An 18,268-nucleotide genomic window follows, 5' to 3' on the forward strand; every position below is an offset into this window, starting at 1 on the left:
AGCCAGATCCAGGTCAACGCCAAGATCGACATGACCTTCGCGCTGGCATTGCGGGCGATCCTGCGCCAGGACCCGGATATCATCATGATCGGTGAAATCCGCGACCTGGAAACCGCGCAGATCGCCGTGCAGGCCTCACTTACCGGGCACTTGGTGCTGGCCACCTTGCACACCAACGACGCGGTGTCGGCGGTCAATCGCTTGATCGATATGGGGGTCGAGCCGTTCTTGCTGGCGTCGTCAATGCTCGGCGTTCTGGCGCAGCGCCTGGTACGCCGGCTATGTCCGCACTGCAAGGAAGAAGATTCCGCCAGTCCAGGCACCTGGCGCCCGCTGGGGTGTGTTGCATGTAATCACACGGGTTACAGCGGCCGCACCGGCATTCATGAGTTGTTCTGCATTGACGATGACATTCGCACGCTGATCCATCAGGGCGCCGGCGAACAGGCAATTAAAGCCGCAGCGCGCAACGCCGGCATGTTCAGCATGCGTGAAGACGGCGAGCGTTGGGTCAGCAGTGGCGTGACCGCGCCTGAAGAAGTGCTTCGCGTGACACGGGACGCCTGATGAACCGCTACCGTTTTGAGGCCGCCGACGCCACGGGCAAGGTTGAGACCGGGCACCTGGAGGCCGACAGCCAGCGCGAGGCATTCAGCCTGTTGCACCGGCGCGGTTTGACCGCTTTGCAAGTACAGCTTGAGAACAGTGAGCCTGGGCGCGGGGGGATGTTCAGCGCCAAGCTGTCCGACAACGACCTGGCCTGGGCCACCCGACAGTTGGCCAGCCTGCTCAGCGCCAGCCTGCCGTTGGAGGCAGCGTTGAGTGCCACGGTGGAACAGGCCGAGCGCAAGCACATCGTCCAGGCCCTGAGTGCGGTGCGTGCCGATGTGCGCGGTGGCATGCGCCTGGCCGATGCCTTGGCCGCACGGCCACGGGACTTTCCAGAGATTTACCGGGCGCTGATTGCGGCCGGGGAAGAGTCCGGTGACCTCGCCCAGGTCATGGAGCGGCTGGCCGATTACATCGAAGAGCGTAACAACCTGCGCAGTAAAATCCTCACCGCGTTCATCTATCCGGGGGTCGTCGGGCTGGTGTCGATTGCTATCGTGATCTTCCTGCTCAGCTACGTGGTGCCGCAGGTGGTCAGTGCGTTCTCCCAGGCGCGCCAGGACTTGCCCGGATTGACCTTGGCCATGCTCAACGCCAGTGATTTCATTCGCGGGTGGGGGTGGCTGTGTTTCAGCGCGCTGGTGGCAGGGTTATGGGGCTGGCGGGTGTACCTGCGCAACTCCGTGGCGCGTTTGCGCTGGCATCGTCGGGTATTGCGCCTGCCGTTGATCGGGCGCTTTGTGCTGGGGCTCAATACCGCGCGGTTTGCGTCGACCCTGGCGATTCTCGGCGGCGCCGGGGTGCCGTTGCTGCGTGCGTTGGAAGCTGCGCGCCAGACCCTGTCCAACGATTGCCTGAGCCAAAGTGTCAACGAAGCCACTGCCAAAGTGCGTGAAGGCGTCAGCCTGGCCACGGCGCTGGCGGTGGAGAAAGTGTTCCCGCCACTGCTGATCCACCTGATCGCCAGCGGCGAAAAAACCGGCTCGCTGCCGCCGATGCTGGATCGTGCAGCGCAAACGCTGTCTCGCGATATCGAGCGCCGGGCGATGGGCATGACCGCACTGCTTGAACCCCTGATGATCGTGGTGATGGGCGCGGTGGTGCTGGTGATCGTGCTGGCGGTGTTGTTGCCGATCATCGAGATCAACCAATTGGTGCAGTAGGCGCGCGCACAAAAAAGCCCTCGTCACCGAGGGCTTTCCTTTCACTGATGTTGCACCGTCACTTAGAGCTTACCGGCGCCGGCCTTGGCCTTGACGTCGGCGGCGACCTTGTCGGCAGCCAGTGGGGTGTAGCTGTAAGGCGGGGTCCAGCCGATGCTCGAACTCCATGAGCAGCTCAGGGCACTGCCGTTGAGGGTCGAGCCGCTGTCGCGGTAGACACTGCCACCGTAATCGCCGGCGATCTTGTCGCAACCGCTGATGCCGGTGATTTCGAAGGCGTTACGCTCGGAGAAGATCTTCGAGTTCTTGCCCACGCCATGGGCGTACGAGAACGGGTAGACCTTATGGCTGGTGCTGCCCACGTGGTAGTTGTTGTACAGATGCACCTGGCCGAAACGCACGCGTGGCGCACGGGCCGAGATGTTTTCGAACAGCGTGTTGTGGATGGTGACCTTGAGCTTGCCGTCATCGGTGGTGCGTGAATCGCTGGAACCGATCAGGTTGTTCTTCTCGTGGGACTTGAACGCCGAATACGAAATGGTCACGTAGTTGGCGCCGTTCTTGACGTCCAGCGCACCGTCGTGATGCTGCTTCGGACGGCCATTGGCGCTGCCATTCTGGTCATCGGTGCGGCGGCCGTCGGTGAAGGTCACGTGATCGACCCACACGTTGTTGGCGCCTTCGATGGTCAGGCCGTCGTACTCGGAGTTCCAGTTGCCCGCGCTGCCATCGTCCTTGTCCCAGATCGGCTCAGGGTCCCAAGGGTTTTCGATGGTGATGTTGCGGATGATGACGTCGTTTTCCTTGGCATAGAAGAAACCCTCGCGGATTTCGGCATTGCTGGTGGTGCCGACGATGGTGGTTTTACCGGGAATATCCAGGCGACCACGTACTTTCATATCGGCAGTCGTCGTATAAGCTTTGCCTTCGCTGATGTCGATGATGCCGGTGATTTTGATGATGCGGCCGTTGGCGCCGACCGAAGCCTTCAGTGCGGTTTTCAGTTCGGCGGCGTTTTTTGCCGTGTAGATGTTATTCGCTGCTGCACGGGAACCACCCTTGGTCCCGCCGTTCTGAGTGGCCCAGCCAGTCGTGGCCGAATCCAGCCAAATGTCCGCTGCGTGGGCTGGAACGCTGGAAAACAGCAGGGCGCCGACAACAGCGCTGGCCAGTTTGCAGGCAGTGAAAGTTGAGGGTTTTGTCATGAGTAATCAGATCCTTGATTAACTTGAGTAGTTGAACGCGCACAGGCATGCGCGTTTCTCGAGCGGACGTCCTTGCCACTGGTGCAGCGAATCGAACGTCCGCTGCATGAGAAATACTATCATGTGATTTGAATGTTGTCGTACCACTGATTGCGTAATGATGTGTTTTCTTTCGCAAATGGCGAGGTGCGGTTGGCGATGGGTCGTTTACAAGGCCCAGCCGCCTCAATGCCCCTTGTCACTCAGCGGCAGACCGGTGTCTTTTGATCCGGTACATATCACTGTCGGCATTGCTGAGGAGGGTATCGGCGTCTTCTCCGTCCGCCGGATAGATCGCCACGCCGATACTGCAGGACGGCATCTTTACCCCACCAAATTCGGCGCCCAGCGGCTCGGCCATGACCGCGAGGATCTGCGCCACCTTTGCGCCAATCGCGTCCCGCGACGGCGCATCCGCCAACAGCACGGTGAATTCATCCCCGCCCATCCGGGCCACCAGGTCGCTCTCGCGCACGCAGCGTTCCAACCGGCGGGCAATCACACACAGCACCCGGTCGCCCATGGCATGGCCATGCACGTCATTGATGCCCTTGAAGTCATTGATGTCCAGAAACAGCAGTGCCAGGGCACTGTTGTGAGACCGTGCAGCGAGCAGGGCGCCGTCCAGTCGATCATTGAACAGCGACCGGTTGGTCAGCGCCGTCAGCGGATCATGATGGGCAAGGAAGCGTAATTCTTCTTCAGCCTGGGTAAGCGCCGTCACGTCCCGTGCGACCCCGATCCGCGCGCCGACTTCCTGGGACCAGAACGCCGCCCACAGGATGTGCACGACACTGCCATCCTTGCGGATATAGCGGTTGCGAAAGTCGACATGGGGTTTGCCATTCATGACCCGGACAATCGAGGCCCGTGTACGTGCCAGGTCTTCCGGGTGCATGTACCGGGTGATCAGCGTGCCCGTCAGCTCTTCGGCACGGTAGCCGAGCAGGGCTTCGCAGGCGTCGCTCACGAAGACAATCTGGTTATCACTGTCGACGACAAACACCGTATCCAGCATCAGGTGGATCAGTTTGGGGTACAGCGCTTGCAGGTCTACGGGCATGGGGCATCGGGCATCCGGTTCATATCGGCCGATCATAGCCCGATCATGGCGGGGCGCGACGAGCAATTCTGCACATTTTTGATGGCCGGTGCAGTGGTCGAGGCAGGTGGAGTCAGGTTCAGACATGCTTGACTCTGTCCCATGGGACACCTTGTATGCCTTTTTCCAGGCGCGCGTTGTTTGATAGCCAGAACCGTAAAGGCCGTCACAAGGAAACCGAAAAATCTCGCGGTTGGGTTCAGTAGCGAATCATCACCGATTTCAGCTCGGTGTAATCCTCAATGAATGCGCTGCCGAACTCCCGGCCTATCCCCGAGGATTTATTGCCGCCAAACGGCACCGCCGGGTCCAGCATGGTGTGCATGTTTACCCACACCGTGCCGGCTTCGATGGCGGGCACCATGCGCAGGGCCTTGCCCAGGTCATTGGTCCAGAGGCTGGCGCTCAAGCCGTAGGGCGTGTTGTTCATCAAGGCCAGCAGCTCTTCTTCGGTGTCGTAGGGGAAGAATGTGGCGATCGGGCCGAAGGTCTCCTCGTTGAGCAAGGTGTCGTTGACGGTGTTGGCGAGGATGATCGTCGGCTCGACGTAGCAGCCCGGACGGTCGATCAGGTGGCCGCCGTGAATGATGGTGTTGTTTTCGGCGCGGGCCTTGGCAAAGAACTCACCGAGTTTGAGTTGATGTTGGCGGTTGGTGACCGGACCGAATTCGGTGCGCTCATCCAGGGGCGAACCGATGTTCAGGCTGCTTAGGCGTTGGGCCAGCGTGCCCATGACGGCTTCGATCTGCGAGCGATGCACAAAGAAGCGCTCGGCGGCGGCGCAGATCTGCCCGGAATGCAGGAAACCCGCCTCGATGATGCCGTTGACGGCCTTGTCCAGATCCACATCGCGCAGGAACCCGGCCGAGTTTTTTCCGCCCAGTTCCAGGGTGGTGCGCGTCAGTCCGGCGCCCATGGCGCTCTGGCCCACGGCGATTCCGGTCGGTACGGAGCCGGTGAATGACACTTTGTTGGTGTCAGGGTGTTCGATCAGGGCTTTGCCCACCAGGCCGCCACCGGTCAGTACGTTCAGCACACCGGCAGGCAGGCCGGCGTCAATCGCCAGTTCGGCAATGCGCAGGATGGTCAGCGGCGTGAACTCGCTGGGCTTGATGATGATGCTGCAACCGGTCACAAGCGCCGAGGCGAGCTTCCAGATGGCGATCATGGTCGAAAAATTCCACGGCACGATGCCGACCACCACCCCGACCGGCTCACGCAGGGTGAATGCGGTGTAGCGTTCACCAGCGAAGGAGGGCAGCGACGGGGTGATGGTCTGGCCGCTGATCTTGGTGGCCCAGCCGGCGTAGTAACGCAAAAAATGCGCGGCCTGATCGACTTCGAATGCGCGGGAAATCTGGATGATCTTGCCCGATTGGCAGGTTTCGATCTGCGCCAGTTCTTCGCGGTGTTGCTCCAGCAGGTCGGCCAGTTTGAGCAGCACATTGCCGCGCACGGCCGGTGCCACCTGGGACCACTGCTTGAAGCCACGCCGGGCCGAATCTACAGCCGCATCGACATCGGCCGGGTCGGCGTCGGCGACCTGGGCGATGACTTGGCCGGTGGCCGGGTTGATCACGTCCAGCGTGCGGCTGGAGTGGCTTTGCACAGAGCCACCGTCGATAAACAGCGCGTGGTGTCGAGCGAGGAAGGCGTCGACCTGAGGCAGCAGTGAAATATCGCTCATGGGGTTTTCCTGATCGCGAACAAAGAAAGCCCCGAGGTTAATCCTCACGGGAGTGCCCGGCTTGACTGTGCCTGCCGAGCGCTATGTCTGTGGCTGCCAGCCCTGTGAAAAGTACAATCTTGACTCTGGAAGGTGCATGTTCGGCCGGCAAGCCGCGCTCCATACTGGCCCTGCATCCGGCGCCACGCCTCGCTTCATGGGGTTGCCCGGACATCCAATAATAAGCAGGGCCATCCATGAAAAAGCCAAACCCGCTCCTCGAAGACCTCAAGTCCGTATTGCCGACCATCGCCGCCAATGCCTTCCAGGCCGAGCAGGACCGCAAGGTGCCTGCCGAGAACATTGCGCTGCTCAAAGGCATCGGCCTGCACCGTGCATTCCAGCCCAAGGCGTTCGGTGGCATGGAGTTGTCGCTGCCACAGTTTGCCGACTGTATTGCGTTGCTCGCCGGTGCCTGCGCCAGCACGGCTTGGGCCATGAGCTTGCTGTGTACCCACAGTCATCAATTGGCCCTGTTTTCGGCCCGGTTGCAGCAGGAAGTCTGGGGCGACGACCCGAATGCCACGGCCAGCAGCAGTATCGCGCCGTTCGGTCGCACCGAGGCGGTCGAGGGCGGTGTGTTGTTCAGCGGTGAGATGGGCTGGAGCAGCGGCTGCGACCACGCGGAATGGGCGATTGTCGGGTTCCGTCGGCCCACTGCCGAGGGCACTCAGGATTACTGCTTTGCGGTACTGCCGCGCAGCGACTATCAGATCCGCGACGACTGGTTTGCGGCGGGCATGAAAGGCAGCGGCACCAAGACCTTGATCATCGACAAGGCCTTCGTACCGGAGCACCGCATCCAGAAGGCCAAGGACATGATGGAGGGCAAGTCCGCAGGCTTCGGCTTGTACCCGGACAGCAAGGTGTTTTACTCGCCTTACCGTCCGTATTTCGCCAGCGGTTTTTCCACGGTGAGCCTGGGCGTCGCCGAGCGGATGCTGGAGGTGTTCCGCGAAAAGACCAGGACGCGGGTGCGTGCCTACACCGGCGCTGCGGTCGGTGCGGCGACTCCGGCGTTAATGCGGCTGGCCGAGTCGACGCACCAGGTCGGCGCTGCGCGGGCGTTTCTGGAAAAGACCTGGGCCGAACATGCCGAGCACAGTGAACAGCAGCGCTACCCCGATCGCGAAACCCTGGCGTTCTGGCGCACCAACCAGGCGTATGCCACCAAGATGTGCATCCAGGCGGTGGATCGCCTGTTCGAAGCCGCCGGCGGCAATGCCTGGTTCGAACACAACGAGATGCAGCGCCTGTTCCGCGATTCGCACATGACCGGCGCCCATGCCTACACCGACTACGACGTCTGCGCGCAGATCCTCGGCCGCGAGCTGATGGGCCTGGAGCCCGATCCAAGCATGATCTGAAGGTGCTTTTGAAAACAACAATCAGGGCTGCGCCTGACGCAGCCCGGGAGTCTTGCATGTCTGAATCGACCTTCGACCCACGGGCCTTTCGCCGCGCCCTGGGCAACTTCGCCACGGGCGTCACCGTGGTCACCGCCGCCGACTCTACCGGGCGCCAGGTGGGTGTTACCGCCAACAGTTTCAACTCGGTGTCTCTCGACCCGCCGCTGGTGCTGTGGAGCCTCGACAAACGCTCCAACAGCCATGAGGTGTTCGAGCAGGCCAGCCATTTTGCGGTCAACGTGCTGGCGGCAGACCAGATTGACCTGTCGAACAATTTTGCGCGGCCCAGGGACGACCGTTTCGCCGAGATCGCGTACGAACCCGGGGCGGGCGGTGCACCGGTGTTCGCCGATTGTTCGGCGCGGTTTCACTGCGAGAACTACCAGCAAGTGGATGGCGGCGACCACTGGATCATGATCGGCAAGGTGGTGGCCTTCGACGATTTCGGCCGCGCGCCGCTGCTCTACCATCAGGGCGCGTACTCCATGGTCCTGCCCCATACGCGCATGACCAAACGTGATGAAAGCCAACCGCCGAGCAGCCATTTCCAAGGGCGACTGCGCCACAACCTGTACTACCTGATGACCCAGGCGGTACGCGCCTACCAATCCAGCTACCAGCCCCGGCAACTGTCCACCGGCCTGCGCACCAACGAGGCGCGGATGCTGATGGTGCTGGAGAATGATGCCCGGCTAAGCCCCAGCGAGCTGTTGCGGGAAGTGGCGATGCCAGTGCGGGAAATTGAAGATGCGGTGGCGAACCTCAAGCGCAAGGGCCTGGTGGACGACGATGAACACGGCGTACGCCTCACCGCTGCCGGCGTCGAGCAGACCGAAGACCTGTGGGCGATTGCGCGGGAGCAGCAGGAGAAGGTGTTTGCCGAGTTCAGCCAGGACCAGATCGAAACCTTCAAGACGGTGCTCAAGCAGTTGATCAGCCAGTGCTGATGAGCGGGTGAGCAGTTCACCGGTCCTGCAGACACAGCCGGTCAAATGTGGGAGGGGGCAAGCCCCTCCCACATCGTGTGTGGCAGCCAGGCGCAAGTCCCTTGCAGGCTCGTACAAGCAATCACTGTCGGTTTGCGATCAGATCCAGGGTTTAGACTCGATGCGCAAAGGACAGACCGATGTTCTTCAAGAAAAAAAAGCCGATGCAGGACCTCGCGGAGTCTCTCAGGCAACAGCTCGCTCAACAGCTTGCACAGGCAGATCACCAACGGCTTCTCGCCGAGGCCGCCGCCAGGGACCAGGCTACCCAGCAGGCAATCAGCGAACAGGCGCTTCAAACCCTTCGACAACAACTGGAGCAGGCCCGCCAGCGTGAGGGGGCACTGGACGCTGAGGTGCACCAATACCGGCAGCTTTGCGATCAGCATCAACAGGAAACGCAGATCTGGGAGCTGCTGCTCTCCACCATGACTGAAGGCTGCTGGGACATCACCGTGGTCAACGGCGACGTGCAGAACCCCGGCAGCCAGATGCGGATTTTCAATCAGTTTCGCCTGCTGCTGGGCTATGCTCCCCATGAGCTGCCCGATGGTTGGGATGCTCAGGTGAGCGTCACCCATCCCGATGATTTACCCAAGATCATGGCGATCTTCGACCGGGAAATCCTCGCGTCCCATGGCAGCGGCGAGTATGTATTCGAATACCGGATGCGCCACAAGAGCCGTGGCTACATCTGGTGTCGCGAGCGCGGGCGGGCAGTGCGTGATGCCCAGCGGCAGTTGACGCGGGTAATCGGCGCGGTGCGCGACATCAGTGATGAACAGTCGGCCAAGACCACCCATCAGCAGTTGCTGGAGCACAATCAGGCAACCTACGGCCAGATCGCCACCGTGGTGAGTGTGATCAAGGGCATCGCCGACCAGACCAACCTGTTGGCCTTGAACGCTGCTATTGAAGCGGCACGGGCGGGTGAGGTCGGCCGTGGGTTTTCAGTGGTGGCCGATGAGGTACGCAAGCTGGCGGAAAACACCCGCCAGGCGACCCATCAGATTCAGACGATGTTGCATCAGCACAAACATTAGAAAGCGGGCACGACCGTGAGGCTTTCCAGCAGCGTCGCCTTGAGGCAGCCCAGCCCGCATGCGTTGGCAGGCAGCAACAAAAGCGGCGGCAGACATGGGCAAGACGCTCGGTATGTCCTGGGCGCACAGTGATTTGGCTCGATGCCGTTTCGATCAGGGACTGGCTGGGGAGGGCGTTATCGCCGGCTCCTTGTACGGCTCGATGCATCCACTAAGAAATCCGCTTTCGAGGATCCGCACCATGTCGATCAATGACCGGCTCACACAGCATTTGAAACGAGGCAGCGTCGGCTTTCCGACCGCGCTGGCCAGCACCATTGGCCTGATCATGGCCAGCCCGGTGATTCTTACCGCGACCATGGGGTTCGGGATCGGCGGCAGCGCCTTTGCGGTGGCGATGTTGATCGCGGTGGTGATGATGCTGGCCCAGGCGACCACCTTTGCCGAAGCCGCCTCGATCCTGCCGACCACCGGTTCGGTCTACGACTACATCAATTGCGGCATGGGGCGTTTCTTTGCGATCACCGGCACCTTGTCGGCCTACTTGATCGTGCATGTGTTCGCCGGCACCGCCGAGACCATTCTGTCCGGCGTCATGGCCCTGGTGAACTTCGAGCACCTCAATACCCTCGCGGAATCGGCCGGCGGTTCCTGGTTGCTGGGCGTCGGGTTCGTCGTGGTGTTCGGCATCCTCAATGCCTTCGGTGTCAGCGCCTTTGGCCGGGCCGAGATCATCCTGACCTTCGGCATGTGGACCACGCTGATGGTGTTTGGCGTGATGGGCCTGATTGCGGCACCGGCGGTGCAACTGGATGGCTGGTTCGGCGTGTCGCTGGTGGGCACTGACCTGATCACCATTCTGTCGCTGGTGGGCATGGCGATGTTCATGTTTGTCGGCTGTGAGTTTGTCACGCCGCTGGCCCCGGACTTGCGCAACTCGGCCAAGGTCATGCCCAAGGCGATGATCCTGGGCTTGCTGAGCGTGGCCACCTGCATGTTCATCTATGGCGCGGCGATGAAGCGCCAAGTCGAAAACGTGTTGCTGGACGCCGCCTCGGGCGTGCACCTGCTCGACACGCCGATGGCGATCCCCCGATTTGCCGAGCAGGTCATGGGGCAGGTCGGGCCGCTGTGGCTGGGGATCGGTTTTCTGTTTGCCGGTGCCGCCACTATCAACACGCTGATGGCCGGTGTGCCGCGGATTCTCTACGGCATGGCCGTGGACGGTGCATTGCCCAAGGTGTTCACCTACCTGCACCCGCGCTTCAAGACACCGCTGGTGTGCATCCTGGTGGCGATGCTGATCCCGTGCCTGTATGCGCTGTGGCTGGGCGGCAATACCGACAACATCATGCACCTGGTGCTGGCGGCGGTGTGTGCGTGGAGTTTCTCTTACCTGCTGGTGACGCTGTCGGTGGTGATCCTGCGCATTCGTCGTCCTGATCTGCCACGGGCCTATCGTTCGCCGTTCTTCCCGTTGCCGCAGATCTTGTCCAGCGTCGGCATCTTGCTGGGCATGTGGTTCATCACCCCACCGGGCATGAATCCCGCCGACATCTATGTGCCGTTTGGCGTGATGCTCGGGATCACCGCGACCTATGCGCTGTTCTGGACATTGGTGGTGCAGAAGGTCAATCCATTCAAGCCGGCGTCGGTAGAAGACGTGCTGGCCAAGGAGTTTTCCCATGAGCCTGGCAACCCTCACCACGGGTATATCGAGCATGCTGCAAAAGCTGTCTGAGCTGTTCAGTGCCCAGCGCGCCCCGGCCGGCTACCGCCCCGGCGTCACGCTTGAGTACCTGCGCCGCAACCTTGGCCTGGCGGGTTTCACCTCGACGGGACCGACAGGCGCGGTGTTCGGCCTGGGTGATAGCGGCCTGCAAGTGGCAGTTGGCGAGCGCACTGAATCGCAGTTGCTGATGCACCTGGTCATGACTGAATTCGTGATCAAGGTGCCCGCCTCAGAGCAGGGCAATGCACGCTTTGAGCTGCACCACCGCGGGTCGATTCGGCGCACGGGGCTGGGGTTTCGGCAACGGGCGGGCGCGCCCACTTTGCTGCCCAGGCTTGAAGTTGCGTTGACGCAGGATCAGGCACTGCATCACGCGTTGATGGTGCTGGATTTCAAGCGCCTGCGCATCGAACTGGACGCTCAGCAGTGGCAGGTACGGCTTGAACACATGGGAGGCAGCGAGGTGGTCAACCGCATGCCCGCGTTTCGTCGCTATATCGCCTTGAGCGGTGCGCAGCGAGAGGCTTTGTTCGATGTCCTGACGGGATTGAAGCGGGCGCTGGGCGCGTTCTGATTTTTGGTTACTTGGCATCATTACTGCTTCTACACACGGCATTACGTAGTTGTTGCGCCTATATAGATAACATGTTAACTATTGGCCGACAAAAACAAGAAGCCACTGTGGAGTTGCCATGAGCACCTATCAATCTGCGCACCCTGGATTGGACACCTGGACTCAGGATTTGCGAGCGGCCTGCGGCCATTTCGACACTGAACTGGCCTTCAACCGTTCGCTGTTCATCGGCGAGGTCTCGACGCTCTCACGGGGCTGCCTGTCACTGGCTTCCCTGCGTACCAATGCCGGCCTGATCAAGCGCGTACGGGCCAACCCCGATCACGACAACGACCAGCATTGCTTCCTCGTCAGCCAGCGCAGCGGCTATTGCCAGATCACCCAGAACGACGAGGTTATCCAGTTGGCGCCAGGTGACATGCTGCTGATGGATTCCACCGGCTCAATCGAGATCAGCCCGTTTGGCCTGATCGAACACGCGTCGCTGTCCCTCTCGCGCAACGAAGTCTGCAAGCAACTGGGCAACGCCTCGAAAACCTTCGGCAAGATCTCATCGAGCAAGGCCTGTGGACGGATGCTCCATGTGCTGATGGACCAACTGTGCCGGGAAGGGCTGCAGGGGCAGGATTCGATGGAAGAGGCCCAGGCACTGCAGGCGGCGTTTGTGTCGTTACTGGGTTCGGCGTTTGACGTGGATAACACCCAGGGTGACAGCGCCGCTTCATTGCAAGGCAGCAACCTGCGCATCTATGTGCAGAAAGTCATCGATGAGTCCTTGACTCAACCGGGCTTGAGCCCCGTGGGCCTGGCCAATCGGCTGAACATCTCGGTGCGACACTTGTACCGCCTGTTTGAAGAGCAGGACGACAGCGTTTGCCGCTACATCCAGCGGGCGCGGCTCAAGCGCAGCGCGGATGACTTGACCAACCCATTCCTCAAGAGCGAGTCGATCACCTCGATTGCCTATAAGTGGGGCTTCACCGATTCGGCGCACTTCAGCCGCTCGTTCAAGAAGCAATTCGAGCTGTCGCCCAAGGACTTTCGGTCGACCCACCTGCAACAAGCGGTCGGCGCAGCATAGGTTATCGGTCGATCAATGAAAGCGCTCAGCCTGTCGGCCAGTAAGATTTGTGCGGTGGCGGTCGACCACTTTGCCGATCATGGATACGACGCCTCGTCGCTGAACGACATCGCGACCGGTGCGGGCATGCGCAAGGCGTCGCTGTACGCGCATTTTGTGAGCAAGGATGCGCTGTTTCAGACGGTCTTTCAGATTGCCCTGGACCACGAACATCACTACATCGCGGGGTGCTTCCAGGACGAGTCCGGGGGCACGGGGATGCCAGGGCACTTGCACCTTGAGCGCTTGATTGGCCGCTATGAAGGCTCGGCGCACCTGCGCTTTCTGCTGCGCACGGCGTACTTTCCGCCAGCGCAGATTCGCGGTGTGATTACCGCAGGATTCGAGGGGTATCTGGGCTGCATCCGTGAAGACTTCCAGCGTGCAGCACGAGGTCGGTACAGCAGGGTAGAGCCCGAGGCGCTGCAGGTGTTTTGCGATGCCTACCTGGGCATCGTCGACAGCTTGCATGTGGAGTTGATCTATTCGACGCCACAGGGTTACGTAAAGCGGTTGGCGGCGTTGTCGCGGGTGTTCGGTGATTCACTGTCAATGCTGGAAAGGGCCGGGCGTTATTCCACGAACACACCCTGATCAAAATGTAGGAGGGAGCAAGCCCCCTCCCGTAGTTGCTCCGGCAGCGGTTATTTCACCTCAGGCAACGTCGACCCGCCATCTACCACAATAGTCTGCCCGGTGATGTAAGCCGCCAGGTCGGATGCCAGGAACAGCATTGCCCCGGCAATATCCTCCGGCGCGCCGAGACTTCCGAGTGGCACGCGGCTGGCGATGTCGGCGTTGACTTGGCCATCGCCCAGGTTGCCCATGGCCGGTGTGGCAATCATCCCAGGTTCCACGCCGTTGACTCGTACCCCATCGCCGGCCAGTTCCAGCGCCGCGCTGCGGATAAACCCGTTGACCCCGGCCTTTGACGCCGCGTAGTGACTGAGGCCCGGATAGGCCACCCGCGGCCCGGTGACCGATGAGGTGACCAGCACGCAGCCGCCGCCTTGACGCTGGAACATCGGCAAGGCGGCCTGGGTCAGCCAGAACAGCGCCGAGAGGTTGACCGCAAGTGTGCGTTCCAGCACGGCGGGGGTGATCTGGGCGAAGGGGGTCAAGGGGAAGTAGCCGGCGTTGTGCACCAGGATATCCAGGCGGCCCCAGTCCTGGTCTATGGCCTTGACGGCGTCGAACACGGCGGTGGTATTCGCCAGATCAAGTGCCATGGCTTCGACCCGGCAGCCCCGCACGCACAAGTCTTCGGCCAGTGCCTGGGCTTGCGCCAGGCGCAGGTCGGCGATCATCACGCGCGCGCCGCGCCATGCGAATGCCTCGACGATAGCCTGGCCGATGCCTTGGGCGCCGCCGGTGACCAGCACGGTTTTGCCGCTGAAATTCAAGTCTTCAGCCATGGGCGGTCTCCAGATGGGCATAGGCCAGCGTCGGTACGTCGACGATGCTCGAACCGCCGTCCGCGACCACGCTTGCGCCGGTGATGATCGAGGCATCGGGGCTGGCGAGGAAGCGGCACACCTTGGCGATTTCGTCAGCGCTGGCGGGGCGGCGCAACGGCACGTCGGCGCAGACGCGGGCATAGGCTTGCGGCAAGGTGTCACCGTAAAAGTCCATCAACGGCTGCATCTCCTGATCGGCCATCGGCGTGGTCACCCAGCCTGGGCACACTGCGTTCACCCTGACTCCACGCGGCCCATAGTCCCGTGCCAACGAGCGGTTAAGCCCGAGCAGCGCATGCTTGGCGGTGGTGTAGCCGCAGACTTCAGGCCCGGCGGCCAGGGCGGCGATGGAGCCGAGCAGCACGATATTGCCGGCGTTTTCGATCAGCAGCGGCAGGCAGGCGCGGGCGCTGTAGAACGCGCTGTCCAGGTTGCTGCGCAAGGCGGCTTCCCAGGTGGACGGGCTGGTTTGACTGGCGCTGCCGACGCCGTGCCCACCGGCACACGCCAGCAGCACGTCGAGTCGGCCATAGCGCGTGCGAATGTGCGCGATAAACCCTTCCCAGGTATCGGGGCAGGCCGCATCGCCGACCAGGACCAGGCCACCGGTTTCCCCGGCCACCTGTTCCAACGGCTCGCGGCGCCGGCCGATCAGGACCAGGTTGGCCCCCTCGGCGGCGTACAACCGGGCGCAGGCGGCGCCGATGCCGGTGCCTGCGCCGGTGATGACGACGGTGCGTGGGTCAGGCATCGGGATACTCCGTGCGGTTGAGCACCTGGCAATAGGAACTGACCGGAAAGTTCGACAGCTCAGCGAAGGACGCATCGGCATAACCGAAGATCTTGCCGTCGCTGCGGTGCTGTTGCAGGTCGATCAAGACCAGGCCCAGGGTCGGGATGATTTTTTCGCGCCAGACAAACAGGTACAGCTCCTCGGCGATTTTGTAGTAGTGGCAGCGGTCGGTATCGCACAGGCCTTGCTCAACGCCCTTGATGCATTGCCAGGCGTAGAACTGATCGTTCAAGTAGATGTGCTCGTACACTTCGCTGGGGCTGTAGCGATACAGATTGCGCAAACCGGTCAGTTCCTGGGTTGGCGCGTGAGGGCACATCCCGGGCTGCCAGGGTTGATCCAGGCTGCCGTGCAGGAAGTCCACCTCAACCGAGGTCAATGCCTTGCCGGCCAGGGCGCGGCTGTAGAGGCCTTCTTCAGTCTGCTCGCGGCGCGGCATGCGGCCGATCACGGCGGTGAACGACGCTGTGGCGGTGTCCAGCACCAGGCTGATCGACCACGCCTGGCCGGCTTCGTGCTTGATGAAGTCGACCAGGTACAGCCCCGGCCGCACCGACGTGGCGCGGTAGGCCGCCGAACCGCTGGAATGTCCATCGGCGGCATGCCAGTGCAGCGCTTCGGTCTCGAAGCGGTGCTCGATCTGCCAGCCATTGGCGAAGTGCAGGGTGAAGGTCTTGCCGTTGAGGTCGGCGAGGTTGGGCAGGATGAACGCGTCAGGCGCGAAACCGTCGGCGAGCGCGCCTACGGTGATCCAGTCGGATGGGGTGGTCATAGCATGGCTCCGGTGGGTTGGATGGACAACCCGGAGCATGGGCTGGAGCCGCGCGCCCGCCTATCAACCGAATGGTTGAGCCCGCTACAGAAACAGTGCCGTCACCAGTTCGGTGCGGTTGCTCACGCCCGCCTTGCGGAACAGATGGATCAGGTGGGTCTTGATGGTGGGCAGGCCGATGTCCAGCTCCAGCGCCAGTTGCTTGTTGCTTGCGCCTTGCCGCAACAACCACGCGATCTGGCGTTCTTTGGGGGTGAAGGCAGCCAATGCATCGTCACAGGGCTGCATGTTGGCCACCGCCATTTGCAGCAAGGCCTGCAAGGCATTGAGTTGCGCCAATTGGTCGGGGGTAAAGGCGCCTTGTGCGGCGGTGCGCAGTAACGAGATGGCGGCCTGAGGCTGGTCGGCGCGATGGGCGACAATTTCCACCACGTCGACCACTCCGTAACGCGCCAGAAAGTCCCGATAGCGGCGGCTGTCACGCAGGGGTTGCCGGGCCATGGCCAGACCCAGCGGGACCACGGCCAGCCCGGTGGACAGGCAATTGCGCGGTTGCAACGGGTCGAACTGTCGGTAGTTGTCCAGGTAGTCGCGGTGCATCTCGCCACTCATGCCGTGCAGCCGGAAGTCGCGGGCTTGGAGCTGACGGTCGACACAATAGAACGCCGCCTGGCTGGCGGGCACGAGCTGGGTGAACGCCTGCAGGCAATGGCCGGCGACTTCCTGAGCGGGGATGGCGTGCATGGTCGGTCACCTGCGCCGGAGAAAACGCTGCCGACCGAAGCCGGCAGCCAGAACCATCAGACAACTGCGAAATAATGCTTCACAAAACTCTCGCTCACAACCTCCCACAGCACCGCCGTGCCCTTGGTCACGAACCAGCTGTCGCCGGCCTTGTAGCGGGTGCTCTGGCCGGTGCCTTCATCGGTCAACACCACTTCGCCGGTGACCACGGTGGCCTGTTCCGCGAATGGGTAGACCATGCGGAACTTGCCTTGGGTGGTGCCGAAATAGGCACTGCTGACCGGGTCGGTCGGTGCGCCAAAGGTCATTTTGCCGAAGGCGTTGACTTCGCCTTCAAGGATTTCGGAACCGAGGTCGGCAACAGTGCCCCAGGCATCGAGGTCGGATAATTGGATGTCTTTCTTGAGCGTGGTAATGGGCATGGCAGTTCTCCTGAGAATGAAACGGTGGGCATCAACGACGACCGTTGAAGTAACCCGACAGTTGATGAAGGCTTTTGCCGGCGGTCAGCAGCAGTGGGCGGATATGGTCCTTGCCGAGGATCTGCGCATGCTTGACCGAACTGATGAGGTCGTAGCGCGATGAGCCTTCGCTCATGCCTTCGGCCAGGACCTTGCAGATGATGTGGCTGGGCGTGACGCCAAAGCCGGCGTAACCCTGCACGTAAAAGGCATTCGGGCGGCCGCTGAGGGTGCCGATCTGCGGAAACAGGTTGGCTCCGGTCGCCATCGGGCCGCCCCAGGCCAGGTCGATCTTCACGTCCTTGAGGTACGGGAAAATCTTCAGCATCAGGTTACGGTTCCAGGCCTTGAGGTCCAGCGGGATGTGCTCGACAAACGGCGTGGCGGCGCCGAACAGCAGGCGGTTTTCGTTGGTGACGCGGTAGTAGTCGATCACCGGGCGAATGTCGCTGTAGGCGCCGCGTATCGGGCTGATGCGCTGGATCATCTCGTCCGACAGCGGTTCGGTCATCAACTGGAAGGCGTAGGTGTTGACGGTGGTCTTGTGCAGCTCGGGTTCGAGTTTGTTGAGGAAACTGTCACAGGCCCACAGCAATTTGGACGCCTTGACCGAGCCGCGCCCGGTGCGCACGGTGATGCGCTCGCCATAACTCACTTCCAGCGCCGGGCTGTGCTCATAGATGCGCACGCCATGGCCGGCCAGCGCCTTGGCTTCGCCCAGCAGCAGGTTGAGCGAGTGCACATGCCCGCCGCCCATGTGCAGCAACGCACTGGTATAGGCGTCGGAACCTATGATCTGCTTGACCTCGGAGCCGCCCAGAAAGCGGATTTCATCCTGGGTATTGATCGACTTGAAGTCTTTCTCCCAGGCGCGCAGGGTTTTTTCCTGGCGGGCGTTGAAGCCCATGTAGCCGTAGCCGTGGCAGAAGTCGGCGTCGATCGCGTATTTGGCGATGCGGTCCTTGATGATGCCGGCGCCCAGCTCGCTGATTTCAAAGATCTGGCGCAGGCCTTCGTCGCCCACTTGTTGCTTGATCTTTTCCAGGTCATGGCCGATCCCCGCCATGATCTGCCCGCCGTTGCGGCCCGTGCCGCCAAAGCCCAGGTAGCGCGCTTCGAGCACCACAATGTTGGTGATGCCTTTTTCAGCAAGTTCCAGGGCGGTGTTGATGCCGGAGAAACCGCCACCAATCACTACCACGTCGGCTTCCACGTCCTGTTCAAGGGTCGGGAAGCTGAGGTTGTATTTCTTGGTTGCCGAGTAGTAGGTCGGCGTTTCGATATTGATCATGGCGCAGCCTGGAAAAGTGAAGGGAAACTCACTGCAGAGCCG

The 18,268-nt window shown here is 61.7% G+C and carries 18 protein-coding genes; 9 read left to right on the forward strand and 9 right to left on the reverse strand.

Features of this window, described 5'->3' with window-relative positions:
- Positions 1 to 567, forward strand: a 567-nt coding sequence (locus AOA60_RS11165) for an ATPase, T2SS/T4P/T4SS family (protein WP_178075351.1), incomplete at its 5' end; no start/stop codon positions are given.
- Positions 567 to 1,772 carry a type II secretion system inner membrane protein GspF gene (gene gspF, locus AOA60_RS11170; RefSeq protein WP_099584482.1) on the forward strand — a complete coding sequence of 402 codons (1,206 nt, stop codon included), beginning with the start codon at positions 567 to 569 and terminating at the stop codon, positions 1,770 to 1,772. The genes AOA60_RS11165 and gspF, both read left to right, overlap by 1 nt.
- A 62-nt stretch (positions 1,773 to 1,834) precedes the next feature.
- Here the strand turns inward: gspF and AOA60_RS11175 are convergent, their stop codons facing one another.
- The 3 genes from AOA60_RS11175 to AOA60_RS11185 all read right to left on the reverse strand — a co-directional run bounded on the left by AOA60_RS11175 (position 1,835) and on the right by AOA60_RS11185 (position 5,805).
- The gene (locus AOA60_RS11175) at positions 1,835 to 2,977 is read right to left on the reverse strand and encodes a polysaccharide lyase family 1 protein (protein ID WP_099584483.1); all 1,143 of its coding nucleotides are present in this window, start codon (positions 2,975 to 2,977) and stop codon (positions 1,835 to 1,837) included.
- A 238-nt stretch (positions 2,978 to 3,215) separates the two neighbouring features.
- The gene (locus AOA60_RS11180) at positions 3,216 to 4,079 is read right to left on the reverse strand and encodes a sensor domain-containing diguanylate cyclase (RefSeq protein ID WP_099584594.1); all 864 of its coding nucleotides are present in this window, start codon (positions 4,077 to 4,079) and stop codon (positions 3,216 to 3,218) included.
- A 238-nt stretch (positions 4,080 to 4,317) separates the two neighbouring features.
- Positions 4,318 to 5,805 (reverse strand): aldehyde dehydrogenase family protein, encoded by a 1,488-nt coding sequence (locus AOA60_RS11185; protein ID WP_099584484.1) that lies wholly within the window; start codon positions 5,803 to 5,805, stop codon positions 4,318 to 4,320.
- A 236-nt stretch (positions 5,806 to 6,041) separates the two neighbouring features.
- Here AOA60_RS11185 and AOA60_RS11190 point away from each other — a divergent pair, with 236 nt between their 5' ends.
- The 7 genes from AOA60_RS11190 to AOA60_RS11220 all read left to right on the forward strand — a co-directional run bounded on the left by AOA60_RS11190 (position 6,042) and on the right by AOA60_RS11220 (position 13,302).
- Positions 6,042 to 7,211 (forward strand): p-hydroxyphenylacetate 3-hydroxylase oxygenase component, encoded by a 1,170-nt coding sequence (locus AOA60_RS11190; protein WP_099584485.1) that lies wholly within the window; start codon positions 6,042 to 6,044, stop codon positions 7,209 to 7,211.
- Between the two features lie 56 nt (positions 7,212 to 7,267).
- Positions 7,268 to 8,200: a p-hydroxyphenylacetate 3-hydroxylase reductase component gene (locus tag AOA60_RS11195; RefSeq protein WP_099584486.1), complete on the forward strand. Its 933-nt coding sequence runs from the start codon at positions 7,268 to 7,270 to the stop codon at positions 8,198 to 8,200.
- Between the two features lie 179 nt (positions 8,201 to 8,379).
- Positions 8,380 to 9,282: a methyl-accepting chemotaxis protein gene (locus AOA60_RS34160; protein WP_099584487.1), complete on the forward strand. Its 903-nt coding sequence runs from the start codon at positions 8,380 to 8,382 to the stop codon at positions 9,280 to 9,282.
- Positions 9,283 to 9,523: 241 nt separating this feature from the next.
- Entirely contained in the window at positions 9,524 to 11,023 is a 1,500-nt protein-coding gene (locus tag AOA60_RS11205; protein WP_099584488.1) for an APC family permease, read from the forward strand.
- Positions 11,004 to 11,588 carry a DUF3156 family protein gene (locus tag AOA60_RS11210; protein ID WP_099584489.1) on the forward strand — a complete coding sequence of 195 codons (585 nt, stop codon included), beginning with the start codon at positions 11,004 to 11,006 and terminating at the stop codon, positions 11,586 to 11,588. The genes AOA60_RS11205 and AOA60_RS11210 overlap by 20 nt, the downstream gene beginning before the upstream one ends.
- Positions 11,589 to 11,706: 118 nt before the next feature.
- Positions 11,707 to 12,669: a transcriptional regulator FeaR gene (gene feaR / locus AOA60_RS11215; RefSeq protein WP_099584490.1), complete on the forward strand. Its 963-nt coding sequence runs from the start codon at positions 11,707 to 11,709 to the stop codon at positions 12,667 to 12,669.
- Positions 12,670 to 12,684: 15 nt separating this feature from the next.
- The gene (locus tag AOA60_RS11220) at positions 12,685 to 13,302 is read left to right on the forward strand and encodes a TetR/AcrR family transcriptional regulator (RefSeq protein ID WP_099584491.1); all 618 of its coding nucleotides are present in this window, start codon (positions 12,685 to 12,687) and stop codon (positions 13,300 to 13,302) included.
- Positions 13,303 to 13,352: 50 nt separating this feature from the next.
- On the opposite strand, the gene AOA60_RS11225 is transcribed toward AOA60_RS11220, so the two are convergent.
- The 6 genes from AOA60_RS11225 to AOA60_RS11250 all read right to left on the reverse strand — a co-directional run bounded on the left by AOA60_RS11225 (position 13,353) and on the right by AOA60_RS11250 (position 18,226).
- Positions 13,353 to 14,123 (reverse strand): SDR family oxidoreductase, encoded by a 771-nt coding sequence (locus AOA60_RS11225; RefSeq protein WP_099584492.1) that lies wholly within the window; start codon positions 14,121 to 14,123, stop codon positions 13,353 to 13,355.
- Entirely contained in the window at positions 14,116 to 14,916 is an 801-nt protein-coding gene (locus AOA60_RS11230; protein ID WP_099584493.1) for an SDR family NAD(P)-dependent oxidoreductase, read from the reverse strand. Before AOA60_RS11230 ends, AOA60_RS11225 begins: the two co-directional genes overlap by 8 nt.
- Entirely contained in the window at positions 14,909 to 15,730 is an 822-nt protein-coding gene (locus AOA60_RS11235) for a molybdenum cofactor biosynthesis F family protein (RefSeq protein ID WP_099584494.1), read from the reverse strand. Before AOA60_RS11235 ends, AOA60_RS11230 begins: the two co-directional genes overlap by 8 nt.
- A gap of 84 nt (positions 15,731 to 15,814) precedes the next feature.
- Positions 15,815 to 16,474, reverse strand: coding sequence for a LuxR C-terminal-related transcriptional regulator (locus AOA60_RS11240; protein WP_099584495.1), 660 nt, complete (start codon positions 16,472 to 16,474; stop codon positions 15,815 to 15,817).
- 56 nt (positions 16,475 to 16,530) lie between these two features.
- Positions 16,531 to 16,896 (reverse strand): cupin domain-containing protein, encoded by a 366-nt coding sequence (locus AOA60_RS11245; protein ID WP_099584496.1) that lies wholly within the window; start codon positions 16,894 to 16,896, stop codon positions 16,531 to 16,533.
- Between the two features lie 31 nt (positions 16,897 to 16,927).
- On the reverse strand, positions 16,928 to 18,226 hold the full coding sequence (locus AOA60_RS11250; protein WP_099584497.1) for an FAD-binding oxidoreductase: 1,299 nt from the start codon (positions 18,224 to 18,226) through the stop codon (positions 16,928 to 16,930).
- Positions 18,227 to 18,268 lie beyond the last annotated feature (42 nt).

Source organism: Pseudomonas sp. 2822-17, from assembly GCF_002742485.1.
GTDB classification, from domain to species: domain Bacteria; phylum Pseudomonadota; class Gammaproteobacteria; order Pseudomonadales; family Pseudomonadaceae; genus Aquipseudomonas; species Aquipseudomonas cyclaminis.

Bases quoted from the DNA above. Each gene is read 5' to 3' on its own strand.
- AOA60_RS11225 (WP_099584492.1), bottom strand. From the start codon at position 14,123: ATGGCTGAAGACTTGAATTTCAGCGGCAAAACCGTGCTGGTCACCGGC.
- AOA60_RS11235 (WP_099584494.1), bottom strand. From the start codon at position 15,730: ATGACCACCCCATCCGACTGGATCACCGTAGGCGCGCTCGCCGACGGT.
- AOA60_RS11175 (WP_099584483.1), bottom strand. From the start codon at position 2,977: ATGACAAAACCCTCAACTTTCACTGCCTGCAAACTGGCCAGCGCTGTT.
- AOA60_RS11210 (WP_099584489.1), top strand. From the start codon at position 11,004: ATGCTGCAAAAGCTGTCTGAGCTGTTCAGTGCCCAGCGCGCCCCGGCC.
- AOA60_RS11195 (WP_099584486.1), top strand. From the start codon at position 7,268: ATGTCTGAATCGACCTTCGACCCACGGGCCTTTCGCCGCGCCCTGGGC.
- gspF (WP_099584482.1), top strand. From the start codon at position 567: ATGAACCGCTACCGTTTTGAGGCCGCCGACGCCACGGGCAAGGTTGAG.
- AOA60_RS11245 (WP_099584496.1), bottom strand. From the start codon at position 16,896: ATGCCCATTACCACGCTCAAGAAAGACATCCAATTATCCGACCTCGAT.
- AOA60_RS11220 (WP_099584491.1), top strand. From the start codon at position 12,685: ATGAAAGCGCTCAGCCTGTCGGCCAGTAAGATTTGTGCGGTGGCGGTC.
- AOA60_RS11180 (WP_099584594.1), bottom strand. From the start codon at position 4,079: ATGCCCGTAGACCTGCAAGCGCTGTACCCCAAACTGATCCACCTGATG.
- AOA60_RS11185 (WP_099584484.1), bottom strand. From the start codon at position 5,805: ATGAGCGATATTTCACTGCTGCCTCAGGTCGACGCCTTCCTCGCTCGA.
- AOA60_RS11205 (WP_099584488.1), top strand. From the start codon at position 9,524: ATGTCGATCAATGACCGGCTCACACAGCATTTGAAACGAGGCAGCGTC.
- AOA60_RS11190 (WP_099584485.1), top strand. From the start codon at position 6,042: ATGAAAAAGCCAAACCCGCTCCTCGAAGACCTCAAGTCCGTATTGCCG.
- AOA60_RS34160 (WP_099584487.1), top strand. From the start codon at position 8,380: ATGTTCTTCAAGAAAAAAAAGCCGATGCAGGACCTCGCGGAGTCTCTC.
- feaR (WP_099584490.1), top strand. From the start codon at position 11,707: ATGAGCACCTATCAATCTGCGCACCCTGGATTGGACACCTGGACTCAG.
- AOA60_RS11230 (WP_099584493.1), bottom strand. From the start codon at position 14,916: ATGCCTGACCCACGCACCGTCGTCATCACCGGCGCAGGCACCGGCATC.
- AOA60_RS11240 (WP_099584495.1), bottom strand. From the start codon at position 16,474: ATGCACGCCATCCCCGCTCAGGAAGTCGCCGGCCATTGCCTGCAGGCG.
- AOA60_RS11250 (WP_099584497.1), bottom strand. From the start codon at position 18,226: ATGATCAATATCGAAACGCCGACCTACTACTCGGCAACCAAGAAATAC.